Raw genomic sequence first — 18,968 nt, 5'->3', positions numbered from 1 at the left:
TTTTCTTCTTATTGATGCCTTTTCGTTTTTTAAACCGCAGCAGCCTTCCCGCTATAGTCATTTCATTACTCATCAGGCGGTTATTTCAAAAGGATAAAAACGTGAAATTGACGATACCTCATTTACGGACAGGGGCGGCGGTACTGTTGGCGGGATTGTTGTTGGTCGGTTGCGACCAGCAGAGCAGTGATGCAAAGCACATCAAAGTCGGCGTGATTAACGGCGCCGAGCAGGATGTGGCGGAAGTCGCCAAAAAAGTGGCGAAAGAGAAGTACGGTCTCGACGTCGAACTGGTCGGTTTCAGCGGCTCACTGTTGCCGAACGATGCCACCAACCACGGCGAACTGGATGCCAACGTCTTCCAGCATCGCCCGTTCCTTGAGCAGGATAATCAGGCGCATAACTATAAGCTTGTGGCGGTGGGGAATACCTTTGTCTTCCCGATGGCCGGCTACTCGAAAAAAATAAAAACGGTCGATCAATTGGCGGACGGCGCAACGGTGGCGATTCCTAACGATCCCACCAACCTCGGACGGGCGCTGTTGCTGCTGCAAAAAGAGCAGTTGATTACCCTGAAAGAAGGAAAAGGATTGCTGCCGACGGCGCTGGACATCACCGCCAACCCGCGTCATTTACAGATTATGGAGCTGGAAGGGGCGCAACTGCCGCGCGTACTGGACGACCCGAAAGTTGACGTGGCAATTATCAGCACCACTTATATTCAGCAAACCGGGCTTTCTCCGGTTCACGACAGCGTGTTTATCGAAGATAAAAATTCGCCGTATGTGAACATCCTGGTGGCGCGAGAAGACAATAAAGATGCGGAAAATGTGAAGGAATTTCTGGCGTCTTATCAGTCACCTGAAGTCGCAAAAGCGGCAGAAACGATCTTTAACGGCGGTGCGGTTCCGGGGTGGTGATCGGTAACGCATTCAGATAACTGAATTTTATCGCCAGAAGCGCTCTTCTGGCGATACTGTACAACGCTACCTTTATCGCTGAACGAGCATTAAGATTATCCCTTCTTTTCCTTGTGTTCAGATTTTTCAATGAACAATGTACTTCCATTCTTTTTTGTACTCAAAAACCCCGCTTCTAATAGTCATTTGTCCTTTTTTGTAAGGTTATGATGAGTAATCTGTAGATTTATATTCTGAGAAAGAGTATGTGACTAAAAGAAAAGATCGTTACGGGAAAATTCCTGGAATTGGCGGGTTTTGCAACACCAGGTTAACGATGGTTACGTTTTTTATTAAAATAAGATTTTTCTTACAATAAAATAAAAGAATGTTTCATTCATAATTAATTATTAATTATTAACACATTACGTAAAGTACCCGAGTCGGTTTGTCAGGATTATTCTCTTAATCGTGAAAAATGGTTTTTCTGGCTAAAAATTCGACTGCAAATGTATCTTTTTTGTTTAAATTGTTTTTGTTTTTTGTTTTAAGTGTGATCGTGAGGCGTTTAATTTAGCTGTGTTTTGGTTTGTGTATTGATTTAGATCAATTTAATCGATTTATAAAATTTTATCTTTTTTTAACCAATGCTGTCTTATAAAAACCTAATTATCGATATATTTATAAGGGTGAATAGCGTAGATAGAAGGCAGCACTTTATTTTCCGATAAGCATTTGGATTGATTGGTTTTGGTTGAAAAATCCTAATATTGCGGATGAAAGTTTTGCGTATATCATGTCAATGGAACCGAAAGGTGTTATTCAGTGCCCGTATTCATGATGGGGCGAGAATCGTTTTATCTTAATAACACATTCAATGGGCTGTTCATTTATATCAACCACAACAGGGAATTAATTATGCGTAAATATAATTTTGCGTTGTCCGCATTAGCAATGGTTTTCACTTCTGCATTTACTGCTTCAGCATTTGCCGTTGATGGTACTATTACAATTAACGGACAAATTACTGATACCACTTGTACTATTTCTGTCGATGGCGGCAGTAATGATGCAACGGTAATACTGCCAACCGTCTCTTCGTCTACCCTCGCAACAACAGGGGCAACAGCCGGTGCGACGCCGTTTACGATCTCACTGAGCAGCTGTTCAGGTACGGCGTTGAATAATGCCAGCACCTATTTTGAACCCGGTACCTATGTTGATAGCACAACCGGCCGTCTGAATATTGATACTGGCGCGTCTGATGCCGCGACTTTCGTTCAGGTTCAATTATTAAATGCCGATCGTAATCCTATTGTGGCAGGGGCTTCAGTGGCGGCCGGTCAGAATGATATCCCGGTTGATATCTCGTCTGGCAGCGGTTCACTGAATTACTTTGCACAATATTATGCGACAGGCACAGCGACTGCGGGTTCCGTAACGACTCAGGTCGATTACACCATGGTATACGAGTAACAGAAACAGGAGTAAGGGGACATCCTTTACTCCTGATTATGAGGTAACGAGATGTTAAAGATATTATCTTCCGGCATGGTTTTATTATTTTCGATGTTCTCAATGAACGTCATGGCTGACGTTGTTATTAATGGAACACGCATTGTCTTTAATGCAAAAGACAAGGAGTCGACGGTACAGCTAAAAAACCGGGGGAGTAATCCTTATCTTTTACAAATATGGATGGACGATGGTAACCCACGGGCGAAACCGGGAGAAATCAACGTTCCATTTCTCATTACGCCTCCTGTCGTTCGTATTGACCCGGCTAAAGGGCAAGCGGTGCGAATTATGGCGACAAACCCAGCATTACCGCAGGACAGGGAGTCTGTTTTTTGGTTTAACATGCTGGAGATTCCGCCAAAAGCACAGGCCGCAACGTCGGGGAATACCCGTATGCAGTTGGCATTTCGTACCCGTATAAAATTATTCTATCGTCCGGATAATCTGCAGCCAACACCATTGCAGTCATATAAAGAACTAAAACTATCCCTACAAGGGAACAATATAAAAGTTGTCAACGATTCTCCTTATTACATCACCTTTAACAAGATTGAGATTCGTAAGACAAAAGAGTCCGAAGTCCTGGCATCTGTAGAGAAATTTCCTCAAAGGATGGTAAATCCTAAAAGTGAAATAGTATTCCCCCTCGCGAATAGAAAGTCAGCAAGGTTAAGTGATGCTTCATTTTTTTACAGTGTAATAAATGATTATGGTGGAGAAACAACAAATGAGCATAAATTACAAAATAGCCCATAATGCTATTTCTTGTTCTCTGAGACTAACCCGCGTTGCTCAATTCATTATCTTTTCTTTTGTTTCTGTTCAGGTTGCCTTTGCTGACACCGATGATGTGCAGTTTAATAGTGATTTTTTGCGCTCAGCGATTGATGTGAGTAATTATTCACGGGGGAATCCGGTCCCTCAGGGGCAATATCATGTTGATCTTTATGTGAATGATAAGTGGAAAGGGCGCGGCGACGTTAAATTTGAAAATGATAAAAGTAATCCCCTTGTCGCCAGACCTTGTTTTACACTAAAGCTGGTATCCATGCTGGGTATCGATATTGATAAAATTGAACCAGAAATGCGTCAGTTGCTCAAAACTGATGACAGTTGCGTGCGTATTAATGATATTTCTCCCGATTTAACAGCCTATTACGATGTGACATCGCAGCGTATTAATGTGCAGGCTCCTCAGATATGGCAACTTCGCCAGGTTCGCGGCTATGTGAATCCTGAATTATGGGATAACGGTATCCCTGCGGCAACGCTGCAATATGATTACAACGCATGGCATGCCGATATGTCCGGATCTGATGCCATCTCTTCCCAGTATTTAGGTTTGATGGGGGGACTCAATTGGGATGCGTGGCGCTTACGCTATCGTGGCATTTTTAACTGGAACAATGATAAGGGCTGGCAATATGACTCAACCAGCACTTACCTTGAGCGCGGCATTATCCCGTTACGCAGTAAGCTGGTGATGGGCGATTCCACCACCGATGGTCAGGTTTTTGACAGCGTCGGTTTTCGCGGCGTGATGCTGACTTCTGACGATCGTATGTATGAGGATTCACAGCGTGGATATGCGCCAGTCATTACTGGCGTTGCAAACACTAACGCCCTGGTCAGCGTCAGTCAGCGAGGCGTACACATTTATCAATCGACGGTACCGCCCGGCGCATTCCGTATTGACGATCTGTACCCCAACGGCACAGGGGGCGATCTGCTGGTCACCGTTAAAGAGGCGGACGGAAGCGAGCACAGTTTTACCGTAACCTACGCTTCCATCGCTGAACTGCTGCGTCCGGGAACCAGTCGCTATTCGCTGATGGCTGGGCGCTATCGGAATTCCTCTGTTAATGAAAAACCGCAGATTGCGATGGGGACATTTCGTCACGGTTTCACCAACCTGTTGACCACTTACACGGGGGCTATTGGCGGGGAAGATTATCAGTCTGTCGCCGGTGGCATCGCGCTCAATACCCCTGTCGGTGCCTTTTCTGCTGATATCACGCATGCCCGAACGACGTTTGCGGATGACAGCAAACGTGAAGGCCAAAGCATCCGTTTTTCATTTGCCAAGATCTTACCTGTCGTGGATACCAATATCACGCTGGCGAGCTACCGCTATTCCAGTTCGGGTTATTACGATATTGATGACGCAATGCTGATGCGCGACTTAGAGAGAACGAATAAAGGCGCCTATTCCAGCAGCATTAACCGTAAAAATCGGCTGCAACTCAGCGCGACGCAAACTATTTCAGATACGCTTGGGAGTATTAACATCAGCGCCAGTACCCAGGATTACTGGAATAAAAGCGGGCGCGACACCGAATATCAATTGGGCTACACCAATGCCTTTAAGTGGTTCAATTTTAACCTTAATGCCAGTCGTACCCGCGATTTAGTCAAAGATAAATGGGACAACAAAATTGCGATTGGTATCTCTTTACCCCTCGGGAATAGTGCGCGCTCAGCTTATCTCAGCTCCACCTATGTACAAGAGAGCGGGCATCGGGGACTGCAAAACTCAATCGCCGGAACGTCCGGAGAAAACCGCCAGTATAACTGGAGCGCGTTCGCTAATCAGGATCATTACGACCATAGCAGCAGTAAAACCACTGGCGGGGCCAGTGGAAACTGGACTTCACCCTGGACCACCCTGGGAGGCAACTTCTCTGCGGGTCAGGGTTATCAGCAATATGGTATGAACCTTTCTGGCGGCGCTATCGCCTGGCAAAACGGTATTGTGCTGACGCCTATTATGGGTGACACCATGGCTGTCATCGAAGCAGAGCATGCCGGGGGCGCGAAGGTTACGAATAACAGCAGCCTCAGCCTTAACCGTAGCGGAAATGCCGCTGTGCCTTATCTCTCCCCGTATCGCCAGAACACCATCGAACTCGATCCGAAAGGGTTATCGAACGATGTCTCCCTGGACGTCACCAGTCAGAACAGCGTACCTACCGCGGGTGCGGTGGTACTGATGAAGTACGCGACGGATAAGGGATATTCGGTTCTTTTCACCCTTCAACATGCCGGTGAGTCTCTGCCGTTTGGCGCAGATGTCGTGGATGAGCGCGGCAATACTGTCGGTTATATCGCCCAGGGAGGGCAAAGTTTTGCTCGTGTTAAGAATCTGTCGGGCACACTGCGTGTGAAATGGGGAAGTGCTGTGGGTCAGCAATGCCAGTTCAGCTACCGCTTATCAGAGCAGAAAAGTGCGAATACCGCCGACTTACGTCGCGCTGATGCGGTATGCCAGTCATTAAGGAGTGAAAAATGAAATCTATCGTAACGGGAGTGGTGCTCTCTTTTTTGACACTGGTAGCGATGTGCGGCGTGGCGCGTGCCGACGGGACATGGGTGAATTGTGATCGTACCAATGGCTACTACCAGTACTTTGACTCTACGACCATACAGGTGGGTAAAGACGCTGCCGTAGGGGATTTACTGGGAACATGGGTAACCTCTTACAACCCAACAGCCTGGACCTGCTCTCATCGAACCAGCTATCAGAGTTATGCGGTACCGATGGCCGTACAGGGATACCCTCCCTATACCATTTGGGGCACCACACAGGTTGATGGACAAAGTTACAACGTCTATAACACCGCGGTAAAAGCGGGATTGGGCTATATCGCCCGCTGGCGCTATACGGTTAAAGGGCAAACCAGCGACTGGTATCCACTCACCGTCGCCAACGGCGTTTATCAGACGCCAACGCAGTTATTCACGGTGACGGACGATGGCAGTTCATGGAAGCTTGGCGTCGATGTCCAGATTCGCTTTGTTAAAACCTCCACGTCGTTGACTGCGGGCAGCACCTCCGTTTTTGACCCGATGTATATGCGTCATTACCAGACTTATGGGGGCAGTACTTCCGTCGGAAGCGGAACCTATATGATTGCTGATTTTCTGGCGGGTGGTCTGGTGATTTCGACAACGGGGGGAACCTGTACGACATCGGATGTCACGGTTAATTTACCCCCAGTCAGTCGGACGGATTTTAGCGGAGTAGGTTATACCGCGGCACGTACAGATTTTAATCTGAATTTCACGAAGTGTCCGGCGGGATTATCGAGTATCAGTTATTTATTTACACCGACTACGGCCATTATTAATAACGCCAATGGTGTTTTTGCTTTGGCGAGTACGTCAACAGCCAGTGGCGTTGGGATTCAGTTACTGAACGATCAGGATATTCCTCTGTCATTTAACACGGCGTATCTCCTGACTGATTACGATCCGACTCAGAATAATGCAAATTATACTGTGCCGCTACGGGCGGGGTTATATCAGACGGAAGCGAACGTGTCTTCAGGCGTTGTTAAAGGTGCGGTTACCTTCACCCTGGTTTATAAATAAAGGAGAGGGCGTGAAGAAACGACTTAAGCATGTTTTGAATCACTTCCTGATATTACTTTTGCTACCATCATCGGCAATGGCGGCAACCTACATTAATTACACGCGAGTGATCGTTAATGAGAAAGACCGTGAGTCTACCTTTACGGTTTACAATGAAGGTTTGAGGCCGGTCTTATTACAGCTGTGGACGGAAAAAGAGTCGCTTTTAGAGCGTCCAGAGGACATTAAAACGCCGTTTATCATTTTACCGCCAATTTTCAGGCTTGAAGGCAACACCTCTCGCGCGGTGCGTATTCAGTTCGTCGGCGATCGGCAGACGCTGCCTGAAGACAGAGAGTCTCTATTCTGGCTGAATACGCTTGAAGTCCCGCCAGTTGCCGATAGCAAGAGCGGTTCCGGCGCGCTGCAGGTCGCTTTTCGTACCCGGGTAAAGTTATTCTGGCGACCGCTGTCGCTAGCGGCAAACACGCTGGAAGAGAGTGTGAAGAAAATACAGATAACCGCCTCAGATTGTGGGGGGAATCGTTGTCTATTGGTAAAGAATAATTCGCCTTTGCATGTGACATTAATGGGTCTTACGCTCAACGACGGTACAGAAATAAAACAGTTACCTGATGATGGTCTCCTCGCACCGTTGTCGACAAAAACGGTTATTTTACCTAAAGGTGCAACGGGAAACCGTACTGTCGAAACATTTTCATGGATTGATGATTATGGTGTGGTCAATACCTATAAAAACTAATGCGAAGGATACTGCTATGCTTAATTTTAATTCCTCATCCTTACGGTATAAGTTTATTTATCTGACAAAAAACATCTATGATGGTATTGCCATTCACACGCTTTTTGCAGATGCGTTACATGAGTCTGGTTTGAAAACGGAACTCAATGAAGATATTCCATTTCACCTGATAGATAAGTATATTAACTTTATCCCATTTTCATTGCGTTTTAATGTAACTTATAAGCAGCGCGATCGCGTACTTGAAAATGACATCACGCTGTCGGCAAAAGGAGAAGAGATAAAGCGAATGAGTTTTAATCATATCCTTTTTTTTGTGGATATGTATAAACCCGAACATACCTCTTTTCTGTCGTTCGAAGGGCTGCAAGATCTCAACGCGATCAGGGAGCGTATAGATGCTTTTATGGTGCATTGTGATGCCGTGATCAGTGGTAATAAAAAATGCCGCTCAAGAAGTTTTTTGTTCACGCTGCGCGAACAGCAAATTGTCTTTCATTTGTTGCAGGGAATGTCTGTTAAAGAAATTGCGCTTGAACTTGAGGTGAGCGACAAGCTTGTCTATCGGGAACGATGGGCGCTGACGCGTAAACTGATTGACCAAAAAAACTGCAGACTATACAAAAGGTTAATAAACATAAAAACGACATGATGAAAGTCGCAGAGTGGACGGTGCTTTCGTGCGTCCACTCTTTTTTGTTACACCGTTCTGGCGCGGCGGCGGGAATCCATCGAGATCAACACCACGGAGGACAGGATCAGCAGCGTGCCCAGCCAGTCCGGCAGGGTGAAGGTAATGCCCAACAACAGCAGCGACAGCAGGGCGCTACTCAGCGGTTCGGCACAGCTTAAAATACTCGCTTTCGGCCCACCAATCATCTGCGCACCCTTCAGATACAGGCTGAACGTCAGCGACGTGCCAATCACCACCAGGTAGAAAAACGCCAGGATCAGGCTGCCATTGACCACAAAATCTGTGCCCTCTCCGGCGTAAAACGGCAGCAGAATCATCCCACCGATTAACATACTCCAGCCGACAATCGGCAAGGTGCCGTAGTGCGCAATCAGCGCTGACGGGTAAGTCGTATAAAATGCGGCGGCAAACGCTGAGGCAATCCCCCAGAACAGCGCGGCGGGCGAAACTGACAGTGAGGTGGGGTTGCCGTGCGTCACCAGTAAAAAGGTGCCGATGAGCGAAGTGAGGATGGCGGTCAGCACCAGCGCGCCGGGACGGGCTTTACGCACCAGCGCGAACCACGCAACGATGATCGTTGGCGACAGAAATTGCAGCACCGTGGCGGTCGCGGCGTTGGATTTTTCGATGGTTAGCAGGAAGGTGAGTTGCACCGTCAACGCGCCAACGACAGAAAAAATCAACAGGCTCAGAGCGTCTTTGCGATCTTTGAAAATGGAAAAGATTTTGTCGCCGTGTACCACGGAGAGCATCAGCAGAATTAAGCCGGCAAATATCAGGCGCGTCATGGTCAGAAATGGCGACGACATCTGGCTTTGCTCCATGATGTACTGCGCGCAGACCCCTGAACTTCCCCATAAAACGGCGGCAATCAGGACATTCAGCATCCCTCTTCTGGTGGACCCCATGCTTTCCTCGGCTTTGTTTTTTCGACGTTATTTGCAGGCATGATAACAGATAAGACAGAAGCGTTTCCCTCGCCATAACAGGTTGTTTATTCATGGCCTGCATGCAAATCCGAATCCAGGCGTTTTTGACATTGCGCGGGGGATGGCGGCGTTCTATTGTCAAAATGAAACTTCAGCAGGAAGGAACACATCATGGGTAAGCGTCGTGGTTTAACGGCTGTGCTGGCCACTCTGGTTTCTCTCTCCCTGTTTGCCGCGCCAGTGATGGCAAATCCGGGAAATGGTAACGGAAACGGTCATGGCGGCGGCCAGGGCAACAGCAGTGGCAATCAGGGAAATAAGGGCAACCAGGGAAATAACGGACAAAAAGGAAATTCGGCCCAGAAAAACAACGGTTCTTCCGATCATCGTAAAAATTATGGCAAACCCGATCACGTCGAGTCCGACATTAGTTTTGCGACAGCGCGTCATCTGGCGGTGAATTATGGTCTGACGGGTTATAAATCTTTGCCGCCGGGAATAGCAAAAAACCTGGCACGAGGAAAACCGCTTCCTCCGGGGATCGCGAAAAAAACGGTTCCGGCATCGATGCTGGGAGAACTCCCTTACTATCCGGGCTATGAATGGAAAATCATAGGGGATAATCTGGTCCTGATTGCGCTGAGTACCGCGGTGGTCACCGCAATTATTAACGGGGTGTTTGATTAACCTATTAAAAAGCCGGGGAGCTTTCCCCGGCTTTTTACATCAGAACGCGACGTTAACGTCAGCCATCACAGAGGTTTCGCTGTCGCCTTTACCTTTAACGCGTAACGTGCGCGCCGTTCGTTTCTTTATGAGAATCCGCTTTCGTCTGTGGCAAAAGCGGATTCTTTTTTATTCGCCGCGTAGGATCTGGCGGAAATGGGATACCAGCGGGCGTTGATTAGCTTTATGCCAGGCGGCCCATAATTGCGTGGAATAATTCATCCACGGCAATTCGCGTAATACCACGCCTTCCGGCGCATTGTGACGCAGGCTATGTTGAATTAATGCCAGACCTAATCCTGCAGCGACCAGACCTAATGCTGTCAGCGGTTCGCCGGCTTCTAAACGAATATCAGGATTAAACCCGGCTTTTACGCAGGCGGCGACAAAATGATCGCGAGAATGCGCATCGTCGTTATGAATCACCGCAATCCACTGCTGATCGCCAAGTTGCGACGCGACAAGGTTTTCCTCCTGTGCCAGAGGATGGTTTTGCGGTAAGGCCAACAGCATACGATCGTTCAGAACCTGAATGTATTCCAGGTCCTGTTCATAGTCTGCGGGCGGCGTATCGACCAGAGAAAAATCGAGGCTGCGCTGGCGCAAGCCTTCAATCTGGGTAGCCGGTGGCTGGCTGTAAAGCGCGATATGCACATCCGGGCGCGATACACGTAACGTACGCAACGCCGTAGAAAGCACGCCGGAATGCATGGCGTTTTCAATATAGCCAATACACAAGCCTCCATCTTCACCGCGTCCCAGACGTTTACCCAGTGATTCCAGACGATTGGCATGCGTCAGCAATGAACGCGTTTCGGCGAGGAATGTCTGCCCATCGGCAGTCAGTCGGATGCGTTGTTGATTGCGCTCAAACAGCATCAGTCCCAGGCGTTCTTCCAGTTGCGCAATCTGGCGGCTGAGCGGCGATTGCGAGATATGCAGTCGCTCAGCAGCACGTCCTACGTGCTCTTCTTCTGCGACCACTACGAAGTACTTCAGTTGGCGTAAATCAATCATATTAGACCTCAAAGGACTTAAGTTAGACGAATTATGTCCTATCAAGTCACAACATTGCAAGGTATTGTGAGCTTCGTCACAGGGCGATAGCAAAAAACGCCCGAACTAAACCCGAATACTTGAGGACATCTTATGAGCATTAAAAATTTACTTCCCGGCAAAATCGGCTTAGGCGGCGCGCCGCTCGGCAACATGTTCCGTGCCATTCCGGAAGAAGAGGCCCACGCCACCGTGAGCGAAGCCTGGAACCTGGGCGTGCGTTACTTTGATACCGCGCCGCTGTACGGCTCTGGCCTTTCTGAAATTCGTATGGGCGAAGCGCTGTCTCAGTATCCGCGCGATGAATATGTTTTGAGCAGTAAAGTCGGCCGCATCATGCTGGACGAAATGGAAGATCCCGCCAAACGTGATTTTGGTGAGAAAGGCGGTCTTTTCGAACACGGCCTGAAGAACAAAATTCTGAATGACTACTCTGCCGACGCCACCCTGCGCTCGATTGAAGACAGCCTGAAACGCCTGAAAACGGACCATCTGGATATCGTCTGGATCCACGATCCGGCGCAGGATTTCTACGGTGACAGCTGGCTGGAGCAGTTCAATATTGCCCGTACGGGTGCGTTCCGTGCGCTGACGCGTTTGCGTGATGAGGGAGTGATCAAAGCATGGGGACTGGGCGTGAACCGCGTCGAACCTTGTGAACTGACGCTGGCGCTTGATGAGCCGAAGCCGGATGCGTTCCTGCTGGCAGGTCGTTATTCCCTGTTGGATCACGAACGTGCACTGCAACGTCTGATGCCGGAAGCACTGGAACATAACGTTGATATCGTCGTCGGTGGCCCTTACAGCTCCGGCGTGCTTGCCGGTGGTGAGCACTTTGAATATCAGAAAGCCTCCCCGGCCATTAAGCAGAAAGTGGCGCAAATTCACGCCATTGCCGCGCGTTTTAACGTCGATGTTAAAGCAGCAGCACTGCAGTTCGCGCTGGCGAACCCTGCCGTTGCGGCGGTTATTCCTGGCTCCAGCCGTCCTGGCCGTATGGCGGAAGATCTGGCTGCACTGAATGCAACCGTTCCGGCTGAATTCTGGGCGGAAATGCGCCGTCAGGCTCTGGTTGCGGAAAACGCGCCGCTGCCGACCCGTTAATCAACCGAGTGAGAAAAATATGAAACTGGATCTGACAGGTAAGGTCGCTGTTGTCAGCGGCTCGACCTCCGGTATTGGGCAGGGTATTGCTGCCGGACTGGCAAAAGCAGGTGCAACGGTGGTTGTCGTCGGTCGCAAACAGCACGGCGTCGATGACGCAATGGCCGCGATTACGGCGCAACACCCTGCGGCGTTGCTGCGCGGCGTGGTGGCCGATCTCAGCACCGAACATGGCGTAAATGCGCTGATCGCCGCCGTTCCGACGGCGGATGTGCTGGTCAATAATCTGGGGATTTTCAACGATAAAGATTTCTTTAGCGTTCCGGATGACGAGTGGCTGCACTTCTACAACGTCAACGTTATCTCCGGCGTGCGCCTGGCGCGTCATTATGCGCCAGCCATGACGGAACAAGGCTGGGGGCGAATTATCTTTGTTTCGTCCGAATCGGGCGTAGCTATCCCCGGCGACATGATCAACTACGGCGTCACGAAAGCCGCGAATCTGGCGGTGTCCCATGGTCTGGCGAAGCGACTCGCCGGAACCGGTGTGACCGTTAACGCCATTCTGCCGGGGCCGACTTTTACTGATGGCCTGCAGGAGATGCTGGCGGACGCCGCCGCGCAGTCGGGACGTAGCCCGCGTGAACAAGCCGACGAGTTTGTCAGAACGGCACGCCCGAGCTCCATCATCCAGCGTGCGGCGGATGTGGAAGAAGTGGCGAATCTTGCGGTTTATCTCGCGTCACCGCTCTCCTCGGCAACGACAGGGGCAGCCCTGCGCGTTGATGGCGGCGTCGTCGACACCCTGACAATGTAACCCTATAAATTTAAGAGAAAAATATCATGGCTAAGACAAGTGTATCGATTGAAATTCCGGCTTCTGCCGACGCCGTATGGCAACTGATGGGCGGCTTTGACGCGTTGCCGGACTGGCTGCCGTTCATCCCGAAAAGCGTGGTGACAGAAGGGGGGCGCGTGCGTTCGCTGACAACTTCCGACGGCGGTACCGTGATTGAGCGTCTGGAAGCGTTTGATAATCGTCAGCGCAGCTACACCTATTCCATTATTCAGGCGCCGTTCCCGGTGGTGAATTACCTCTCAACCATCACGGTTCATGAGACCGCCGACAGCCAGGTTTCCCGCGTGGAATGGTCCGGCGAATTCACGCCAGTGAACGTATCTGACGAAGAGGCACGGGCGCTATTTACGGGCATCTACAGTGATGGTCTCAAGGCGCTGAAGGACAACTTCGTTTCCTGATACGACCTGCAGGCGTCGGAGAATCTGACGCCTTATTATTAACTAAAACGCAATAGTCTATTGCCATTTGTATCATTTATGTCATCAGGCTATAGGCGTATTCTTCTTCTATCGCGTTAATCAACGCCAAATTATCACTTTATTCTGGGATATAAACATGAAAACTATTTTCGCTATTTTTACGGCTTCTCTGCTCTCTGCTGCGGCGTTTAACGCCTCTGCGCAAAGCGTGACGGCAACGGGCACCACGCTGGATTCCGCTGAAGCGGTCATCGCGCAAAAAGCCAAAGAGATGAACGCCTCTGAATACAAAATTACCAGTGCGCGCATGGGTAACACCGTCACCATGAGTGCAGAACTGTATAAATAATCGCGAGAGGAACCCATTATGTTATTCGATCACTATGCGCTGAATGCCTTGCCGTTAAAAAACCGGATTGTTATGCCGCCGATGACGCGTTCTCGCGCCGGGGCAGGCGACGTCGCGACTGACATGATGGCGGACTATTACGCACAGCGTGCCAGCGCAGGGCTTATCATCAGCGAAGGCACGCAAATCAGCCAACAGGGCCAGGGCTATGCCTGGACGCCGGGCATCTATTCTGAAGCGCAGATTGCCGGCTGGAAAAAAGTCACCGACGCCGTGCACAAGGCGGGCGGTAAAATCTTCGCTCAGCTGTGGCACGTCGGTCGTGTTTCACACACCGTTTTGCAGCCTGGCGGCGCGGCACCGGTCTCTTCTTCTGCCATTCAGGCGCCAGGGGTGAAAGTGTTTGTCGATGTTGAAGGGCGTGGCCCGGAAAATGGCGTCGGCGAGATGGTGCAGCATGACATGCCGCGTGCCCTGACGCGGGAAGAGATCCCGGCTATCGTCAATGACTATGCCCAGGCGGCGCGCAATGCTATCGCTGCGGGGTTCGACGGTATTGAACTGCACGGGGCGAACGGCTATCTGATCAACCAGTTCATTGACTCGCAGGCCAACCTGCGTGATGACGACTACGGCGGCTCGCTGCAAAATCGTCTGCGCTTTATGCGAGAGGTGGTGACGGCGGTCTCTGCGGCGATTGGTAAAGAGCGTGTGGGCATTCGTCTCGCACCGCTGACCACGCTGATGGGTTCAAAAGATGATACGCCGGAAGCGACCTACCTGGCGGCGGCCTGTGTGCTGAATGAGCTGGGCATTGCCTATATTCATATCGCAGAAGCGGACTGGGAAGATGCGCCGGTCATGCCTGCCGCGTTTAAAGAAGCGCTGCGCATTATCTTCCACGGCACGCTGATTTATTCCGGTAAATACACCAAAGCGCGTGCTGAAGAGGCGTTGGCGAACGGCTGGGCCGATCTGATCGGTTTTGGTCGCCCGTTTATTGCCAACCCGGATCTGCCGCATCGTCTGAAAAATGACTTGCCGCTGAATGCGCCCATTAAAGAGACGTTCTTCGGCGGTGGGAAAGAAGGGTATCTGGATTACCCGGTTCTCTGATTCCATGACGCAGCGCGTCGATCTGCTCGCGCATCCACAAATGGCCCGGTGAATAACACAACGCCGGGCATCCCCTTCTTTCTTCATGTGAATACAATCAGCGTAAACCGTATTGTCAACAGGTATGATGAGGCTCTCCAGTTGATTCAGTAAAAGGGAAACGCATGTCCACTCCGCTATTCCGTCAGGCCACGCCCGCCGATATTGACCGCTGTTATGAGATTGAAACGCTCGCCTACGAAGGCGATGAAGCGGCAACCCGGGAAAAGATTGCCACCCGTATCCAGCGCTATCCGCAGGGATTTATGTGCATGGAACTGAACGGTGAGGTGGCTGGCTTTATCAATGCCGGATGCGCTTGGGCGGTGGTGATGTCTGATGAAGAATTTAAGGAGCTGGTGGGGCACGATCCGGATGCGCCCAATGCGGTGATTATGTCGGTGGTGGTACACCCGGATTTTCAGGGGAAAGGCTACTCGTCACTGATGATGCGTGAGTTTGTAACGCGGATGAAAGCGATGCACAAAAAAACGATTCACCTGATGTGCAAAGACCGTCATGTCGATCTCTATGCCCACTTTGGCTATCGCTACGTCAAACCGTCAGAATCCGATCACGGTGGGATGGCGTGGCACGAGATGGTGATGACGTTGTAAGTGAGGCGATGAGAACCGTGCAAAACACGAATGCAGAAGGAGTTTTAGGCTTTCTGAAGCAGGGCATGATGGACAATCTCTGGACGTTACGCAGCAAGTTGCCAGAACTGGTGCGACAGGAGTTATGGGGTGTACTGCTGACTTACAACCTGGTGAGATACCAGATGGTAAGAATGGCGTTCGAACTGAAAGGTGATTATCTGCCTTACCAACTGAGCTTTAGCGGGACAATAAGTGAAATAACCTGGCTACTGATAACGTTGCCATGGGCTTCACCGGGTAAGATGCCGGGTGAGTTAAGAACGTTGTATGAGCAAGCAAAGTGGCTGGTATTACCGGGAAGAAGGGAGCGAAGTTACCCCTAGGAATTGAGAGTAAAAGCCCAGAAATATCCGGCATAAAAAAATGCTGATCACTTTAAGTGACCAGCATTAGGGAAATTCCCGGCTTTCTTAGTATCAGAATGCGACTTTGACGCCCAGCATCGCGGAGGTATCGCTGTAACCCTTATCCCCCACCTGTTGCGCCACGTTGCCCCACAGGGTGACATTCTTATTCAACTGACCTTCAACACCTGCTTTTACTTCGCCGATATTCTTCGTGCCAGCGTAGTCCACGCTTTCGCCATTCAGCGTTGCGCCAAAGTCCTTGCTGTTACGGATCCAGTTCACTTCCACAAACGGCTGGAAGTTACGGCCGATGTTGTCATCGAGTGAGTTATGACCTTTGCCGAACAGACGGATGCCGAGGCGGGTCTGCAGGTTGCCATCCCCTTTGCCTTCGACACGCGTGCCGTTGGTTTCTTTATGGGAATCGGCTTTGACGCCCATCCAGGTTGCCTGGGCCTTCGGCTGGATATACACCGCCGACCGTTCGCTCAGATCGCTCAGTTTCCAGGTATAGCCCGCTTCTACAGAACCGGTAAAACCTTTGGATTTGTATTTCTCCGCGGCAACGTCTTCACCTGAGACGGTGTTGTCAAACCAGTTGTACAGCGCCCACGTATCCACATACGCGCCTTCCTGAGTTTCGTTGTTTTGCAGCCAGGTGCCATACATCCCAACGCTGTAACCGTCGATGGATGAATCCGCGCGATAACCCGTTTTGTTGCTGTTGCTGCGGCTCTTCTGGTTGGCGTAACCCGCCATCACGCCGACATGGTAGCGATCCTGATTGTCGGTGCTCCACTGGGCAATGTCGCTGCCCAGTTGCATGACATAGCGATTGCTCTGAATGCCGAGCTGGCCGCTGTTGTCATGAGCGCGCGTGTGACCGCCGCTGTTACGCAACCACAGGCTGGTGACAGATTCTTCGCCTGTGATGGCGTCAGTGTAATGCGTTTCGCCCAGACGGTCCTGCAGACGATGGTTAAACATCGTATTCGCGGCGTACAGGTTAGCACCGTACAGGCCCGCTTCCGGGCGGACCAGCGCTTCCGGTTTTGTTGCCGGGGCTTCTGGTGAGGCTGGCGCAGGCGTTGGATCGACGGGGTCAACCGGTTCTGGCGACAGGGCGCTGGTCAGATACCAGTTGTTGGCATTCTGCCCGTTGCCGCGCAGCAGGTTATAGTCATACGCACCGGCAACGATACGACCGGACTGCTTAAATACACCGTCAGAGGCGCCCGCCACGCTAATCAACTCGATACCGTTGGTGGTCAGCGCGCCGTTACCGCCCGCGTTTTTCACCTGGACGGTCGTCGAACCACTGGTGTTGCCGTTGATGGTCAGATGGTCCGTTTCAGAAGCGTCATCACCCAGCGCGGTGTTCATCACGATATGACCGTTTTCACCGTGGTAGTCGCCATTCAGCGTTAGCGTCTTAAAGGCAGGTGTGGCGCGGGTGGATCGGCTTGCGGCGCCGTCTTCATGCAGGAAGTTCAGCGTCGCGTCTTTCAGCGTCAGGTTGGTGACTTTTGAATTTCCGGTCATATCCCAGCGCGTATTGCCACCGTTCAGCGTCATGTTGATGACGCCGATGTTCGAATACGATATCGTTCGCCAGATTTCAGAATCCCCATAAAGATACGAATTATCCGTCGTGGCGATATCAATGACGGAATACGGATCGGCAGAGATTTTGCCCCACGCGACCAACTTGACGCCATCGATCGTCGCGGAGTTATAAATCGAATACAGGGTGCCGGTGGTCGTATCGTATGCCTTCTGGCTACCCAGCGTGACGTCGCCGAGGAAATGTGTTTTTTTGCTGACGCGGTCGAGCAAATAGACGTTTTCGCCGCCTTCAGTATCGACGGTTAATTTGCCGATGATGCTGTTATTTGCTGAATTAGAGACCCCTGAAATGCGGGATTTTTCTCCCCCTTTCAGGTAGATGTTCGCTTCATGGATCGTGGTGATCGATTTATCGTCACTGGTATTTGTACCAAAATGAAGGCCGTAAAGGTTATTGTTGCTGGACGCATTAATATTCAGCTTATTAACTTCCGTTTCGGCGTTCGCATAAATCGTGAAAAAGCCGGAAACTGCATTATGCACCGCCGGGTTATAGGCGATGTTGCTCTGCATTTTGATGTTAACTTCATTCATGAAAACATGCTTGCGGGCGCCATTTGCGTCGTTTGTATCCGCAAGGTTTACCCCATAGAGCGCACCCTGGGTTGAGGTTTCAAGGTCAACATTTGTTGTCCCGGTAATATTAACCGAGGCTTCATTATTCCATAGCCAAAGGCCGGATGCTTCATTAATACCAATAGTGTCCGGACCATTAGAACGGTAGGTCACATTGATATTTTCGGCATCCATTGACGCATGGCCCTGAAGATAGATCCCTTCGGCGCGGGCCATAGGAAACAGCATGTTTTCTTTGGTCGTATTAAGATTAATATTCGTGGTGCCTTTCAGCACCAGATGGTTCGAGCCATGTGCGCCGATCCCGTTGAAGGCGGCGCCTGTGCTGTTGACCGTCAGATTCTTTGCCGTAAATTGACCGTCGCCATTCAGGTCAATCACATCTTCATTACCAATCGCGTGGATCTGATCAGAGGTAAAGTTCACAACGGAACCATCCCCTAAATCCAGCTTTCCAGCGTTCTGGCTGATTGCCACACCCGGTGAAATTCCGGCCTGGCCATTAACGGTTGTTTTGCCATTTACGATTACGTCAGCATTTGGAGAATAAACGCTAATGCGTGACCAGACCGAATCATTATTAATGGTGACCTTTTGTTCAGGGGATGCGGGAGTTATATAAAGCAAGTCATCCGCCGCACAGGCGGACCCGGAGGCCAGTATTGCACTCATAATAAGTGCAATTTTTCTCGGTTTTAATTCCCTGTGATAATAGAAAGACAGCATAAGCGTACCTTTTAAATCCGTATATTAGTGCGTGGTTTGTGATAAAGTTTAATAAGAGTGTTTCTATTGCTGTGTTTTATTTCAATAATGAAATGGAAAAATAGTAAAATCTTTTTAACTCATTAAGCAGTAACCACCCGTCCTGGGAATATAATCAACACGCTAAGGTTGTACTTTATTATTTGGTTTCTGTTGTGATTATTTTAGTAA

At 50.1% G+C, this 18,968-nt stretch carries 17 protein-coding genes and 1 pseudogene; 15 read left to right on the top strand and 3 right to left on the bottom strand.

Translation table 11 applies throughout. The annotated features are described in order from the left end of the window. Nucleotides 1–101 precede the first annotated feature (101 nt). From nlpA to QQZ17_RS13055, 7 genes are all read left to right on the top strand, one after another. Nucleotides 102–920: a lipoprotein NlpA gene (gene nlpA / locus QQZ17_RS13085; RefSeq protein ID WP_152400710.1), complete on the top strand. Its 819-nt coding sequence runs from the start codon at nt 102–104 to the stop codon at nt 918–920. An 897-nt stretch (nt 921–1,817) separates the two neighbouring features. After that, the gene (locus tag QQZ17_RS13080; protein WP_152400709.1) at nt 1,818–2,375 is read left to right on the top strand and encodes a fimbrial protein; all 558 of its coding nucleotides are present in this window, start codon (nt 1,818–1,820) and stop codon (nt 2,373–2,375) included. Between the two features lie 51 nt (nt 2,376–2,426). Continuing rightward, complete coding sequence (locus QQZ17_RS13075; RefSeq protein ID WP_152400707.1) at nt 2,427–3,173, top strand: fimbria/pilus periplasmic chaperone; 747 nt, start codon at nt 2,427–2,429, stop codon at nt 3,171–3,173. Further along, nucleotides 3,121–5,706 (top strand): fimbria/pilus outer membrane usher protein, encoded by a 2,586-nt coding sequence (locus QQZ17_RS13070; RefSeq protein ID WP_342395158.1) that lies wholly within the window; start codon nt 3,121–3,123, stop codon nt 5,704–5,706. Before QQZ17_RS13075 ends, QQZ17_RS13070 begins: the two co-directional genes overlap by 53 nt. Beyond that, a complete protein-coding gene (locus QQZ17_RS13065) occupies nt 5,703–6,788 on the top strand; it encodes a fimbrial protein (protein WP_152400704.1) in 1,086 nt (361 codons plus the stop codon). Before QQZ17_RS13070 ends, QQZ17_RS13065 begins: the two co-directional genes overlap by 4 nt. A 10-nt stretch (nt 6,789–6,798) precedes the next feature. Then, nucleotides 6,799–7,530 carry a fimbrial biogenesis chaperone gene (locus QQZ17_RS13060; RefSeq protein WP_187696652.1) on the top strand — a complete coding sequence of 244 codons (732 nt, stop codon included), beginning with the start codon at nt 6,799–6,801 and terminating at the stop codon, nt 7,528–7,530. A 16-nt stretch (nt 7,531–7,546) separates the two neighbouring features. Next, on the top strand, nt 7,547–8,182 hold the full coding sequence (locus QQZ17_RS13055; RefSeq protein ID WP_152400700.1) for a hypothetical protein: 636 nt from the start codon (nt 7,547–7,549) through the stop codon (nt 8,180–8,182). A gap of 47 nt (nt 8,183–8,229) precedes the next feature. On the opposite strand, the gene QQZ17_RS13050 is transcribed toward QQZ17_RS13055, so the two are convergent. Continuing rightward, nucleotides 8,230–9,132: a carboxylate/amino acid/amine transporter gene (locus QQZ17_RS13050; RefSeq protein ID WP_152400698.1), complete on the bottom strand. Its 903-nt coding sequence runs from the start codon at nt 9,130–9,132 to the stop codon at nt 8,230–8,232. Nucleotides 9,133–9,324: 192 nt separating this feature from the next. Here QQZ17_RS13050 and QQZ17_RS13045 point away from each other — a divergent pair, with 192 nt between their 5' ends. Next, on the top strand, nt 9,325–9,840 hold the full coding sequence (locus QQZ17_RS13045; protein ID WP_152400696.1) for an anti-virulence regulator CigR family protein: 516 nt from the start codon (nt 9,325–9,327) through the stop codon (nt 9,838–9,840). A 168-nt stretch (nt 9,841–10,008) separates the two neighbouring features. On the opposite strand, the gene QQZ17_RS13040 is transcribed toward QQZ17_RS13045, so the two are convergent. Next, a complete protein-coding gene (locus QQZ17_RS13040) occupies nt 10,009–10,896 on the bottom strand; it encodes a LysR substrate-binding domain-containing protein (RefSeq protein ID WP_152400695.1) in 888 nt (295 codons plus the stop codon). A gap of 132 nt (nt 10,897–11,028) precedes the next feature. Between QQZ17_RS13040 and QQZ17_RS13035 the strand changes: the two genes are divergently transcribed. The 7 genes and pseudogenes from QQZ17_RS13035 to QQZ17_RS13005 form a co-directional block, all read left to right on the top strand. Then, complete coding sequence (locus QQZ17_RS13035; protein ID WP_152400693.1) at nt 11,029–12,039, top strand: aldo/keto reductase; 1,011 nt, start codon at nt 11,029–11,031, stop codon at nt 12,037–12,039. 19 nt (nt 12,040–12,058) lie between these two features. Continuing rightward, a complete protein-coding gene (locus QQZ17_RS13030; RefSeq protein ID WP_152400691.1) occupies nt 12,059–12,856 on the top strand; it encodes an SDR family NAD(P)-dependent oxidoreductase in 798 nt (265 codons plus the stop codon). Between the two features lie 26 nt (nt 12,857–12,882). After that, complete coding sequence (locus QQZ17_RS13025; RefSeq protein ID WP_152400689.1) at nt 12,883–13,299, top strand: SRPBCC family protein; 417 nt, start codon at nt 12,883–12,885, stop codon at nt 13,297–13,299. Between the two features lie 157 nt (nt 13,300–13,456). Continuing rightward, nucleotides 13,457–13,669, top strand: coding sequence for a DUF1471 domain-containing protein (locus QQZ17_RS13020; RefSeq protein WP_152400687.1), 213 nt, complete (start codon nt 13,457–13,459; stop codon nt 13,667–13,669). Nucleotides 13,670–13,687: 18 nt separating this feature from the next. Beyond that, nucleotides 13,688–14,785 carry an alkene reductase gene (locus QQZ17_RS13015; protein ID WP_152400685.1) on the top strand — a complete coding sequence of 366 codons (1,098 nt, stop codon included), beginning with the start codon at nt 13,688–13,690 and terminating at the stop codon, nt 14,783–14,785. 164 nt (nt 14,786–14,949) lie between these two features. Next, complete coding sequence (locus tag QQZ17_RS13010; RefSeq protein ID WP_152400683.1) at nt 14,950–15,441, top strand: GNAT family N-acetyltransferase; 492 nt, start codon at nt 14,950–14,952, stop codon at nt 15,439–15,441. Between the two features lie 56 nt (nt 15,442–15,497). Beyond that, nucleotides 15,498–15,806, top strand: a pseudogene (locus tag QQZ17_RS13005) (IS4 family transposase); the annotation flags it as partial. Between the two features lie 93 nt (nt 15,807–15,899). Here the strand turns inward: QQZ17_RS13005 and QQZ17_RS13000 are convergent. Continuing rightward, entirely contained in the window at nt 15,900–18,704 is a 2,805-nt protein-coding gene (locus tag QQZ17_RS13000) for an autotransporter outer membrane beta-barrel domain-containing protein (RefSeq protein WP_235922433.1), read from the bottom strand. Nucleotides 18,705–18,968: the final 264 nt, after the last annotated feature.

This window comes from Citrobacter sp. T1.2D-1, assembly GCF_950098555.1.
In the GTDB taxonomy this organism is placed as follows: Bacteria; Pseudomonadota; Gammaproteobacteria; order Enterobacterales; family Enterobacteriaceae; genus Citrobacter_A; species Citrobacter_A telavivensis.
The sequence above is the reverse complement of the archived record's forward strand: the minus strand, read 5'-3'. Positions and strand labels throughout refer to the sequence as shown.

Bases quoted from the DNA above. Each gene is read 5' to 3' on its own strand.
- QQZ17_RS13015 (WP_152400685.1), top strand. From the start codon at position 13,688: ATGTTATTCGATCACTATGCGCTGAATGCCTTGCCGTTAAAAAACCGG.
- QQZ17_RS13020 (WP_152400687.1), top strand. From the start codon at position 13,457: ATGAAAACTATTTTCGCTATTTTTACGGCTTCTCTGCTCTCTGCTGCG.
- QQZ17_RS13080 (WP_152400709.1), top strand. From the start codon at position 1,818: ATGCGTAAATATAATTTTGCGTTGTCCGCATTAGCAATGGTTTTCACT.
- QQZ17_RS13010 (WP_152400683.1), top strand. From the start codon at position 14,950: ATGTCCACTCCGCTATTCCGTCAGGCCACGCCCGCCGATATTGACCGC.
- QQZ17_RS13070 (WP_342395158.1), top strand. From the start codon at position 3,121: ATGATTATGGTGGAGAAACAACAAATGAGCATAAATTACAAAATAGCC.
- QQZ17_RS13055 (WP_152400700.1), top strand. From the start codon at position 7,547: ATGCTTAATTTTAATTCCTCATCCTTACGGTATAAGTTTATTTATCTG.
- QQZ17_RS13050 (WP_152400698.1), bottom strand. From the start codon at position 9,132: ATGGGGTCCACCAGAAGAGGGATGCTGAATGTCCTGATTGCCGCCGTT.
- QQZ17_RS13025 (WP_152400689.1), top strand. From the start codon at position 12,883: ATGGCTAAGACAAGTGTATCGATTGAAATTCCGGCTTCTGCCGACGCC.
- QQZ17_RS13075 (WP_152400707.1), top strand. From the start codon at position 2,427: ATGTTAAAGATATTATCTTCCGGCATGGTTTTATTATTTTCGATGTTC.
- QQZ17_RS13045 (WP_152400696.1), top strand. From the start codon at position 9,325: ATGGGTAAGCGTCGTGGTTTAACGGCTGTGCTGGCCACTCTGGTTTCT.
- QQZ17_RS13065 (WP_152400704.1), top strand. From the start codon at position 5,703: ATGAAATCTATCGTAACGGGAGTGGTGCTCTCTTTTTTGACACTGGTA.
- QQZ17_RS13000 (WP_235922433.1), bottom strand. From the start codon at position 18,704: ATGAGTGCAATACTGGCCTCCGGGTCCGCCTGTGCGGCGGATGACTTG.
- QQZ17_RS13030 (WP_152400691.1), top strand. From the start codon at position 12,059: ATGAAACTGGATCTGACAGGTAAGGTCGCTGTTGTCAGCGGCTCGACC.
- QQZ17_RS13040 (WP_152400695.1), bottom strand. From the start codon at position 10,896: ATGATTGATTTACGCCAACTGAAGTACTTCGTAGTGGTCGCAGAAGAA.
- QQZ17_RS13035 (WP_152400693.1), top strand. From the start codon at position 11,029: ATGAGCATTAAAAATTTACTTCCCGGCAAAATCGGCTTAGGCGGCGCG.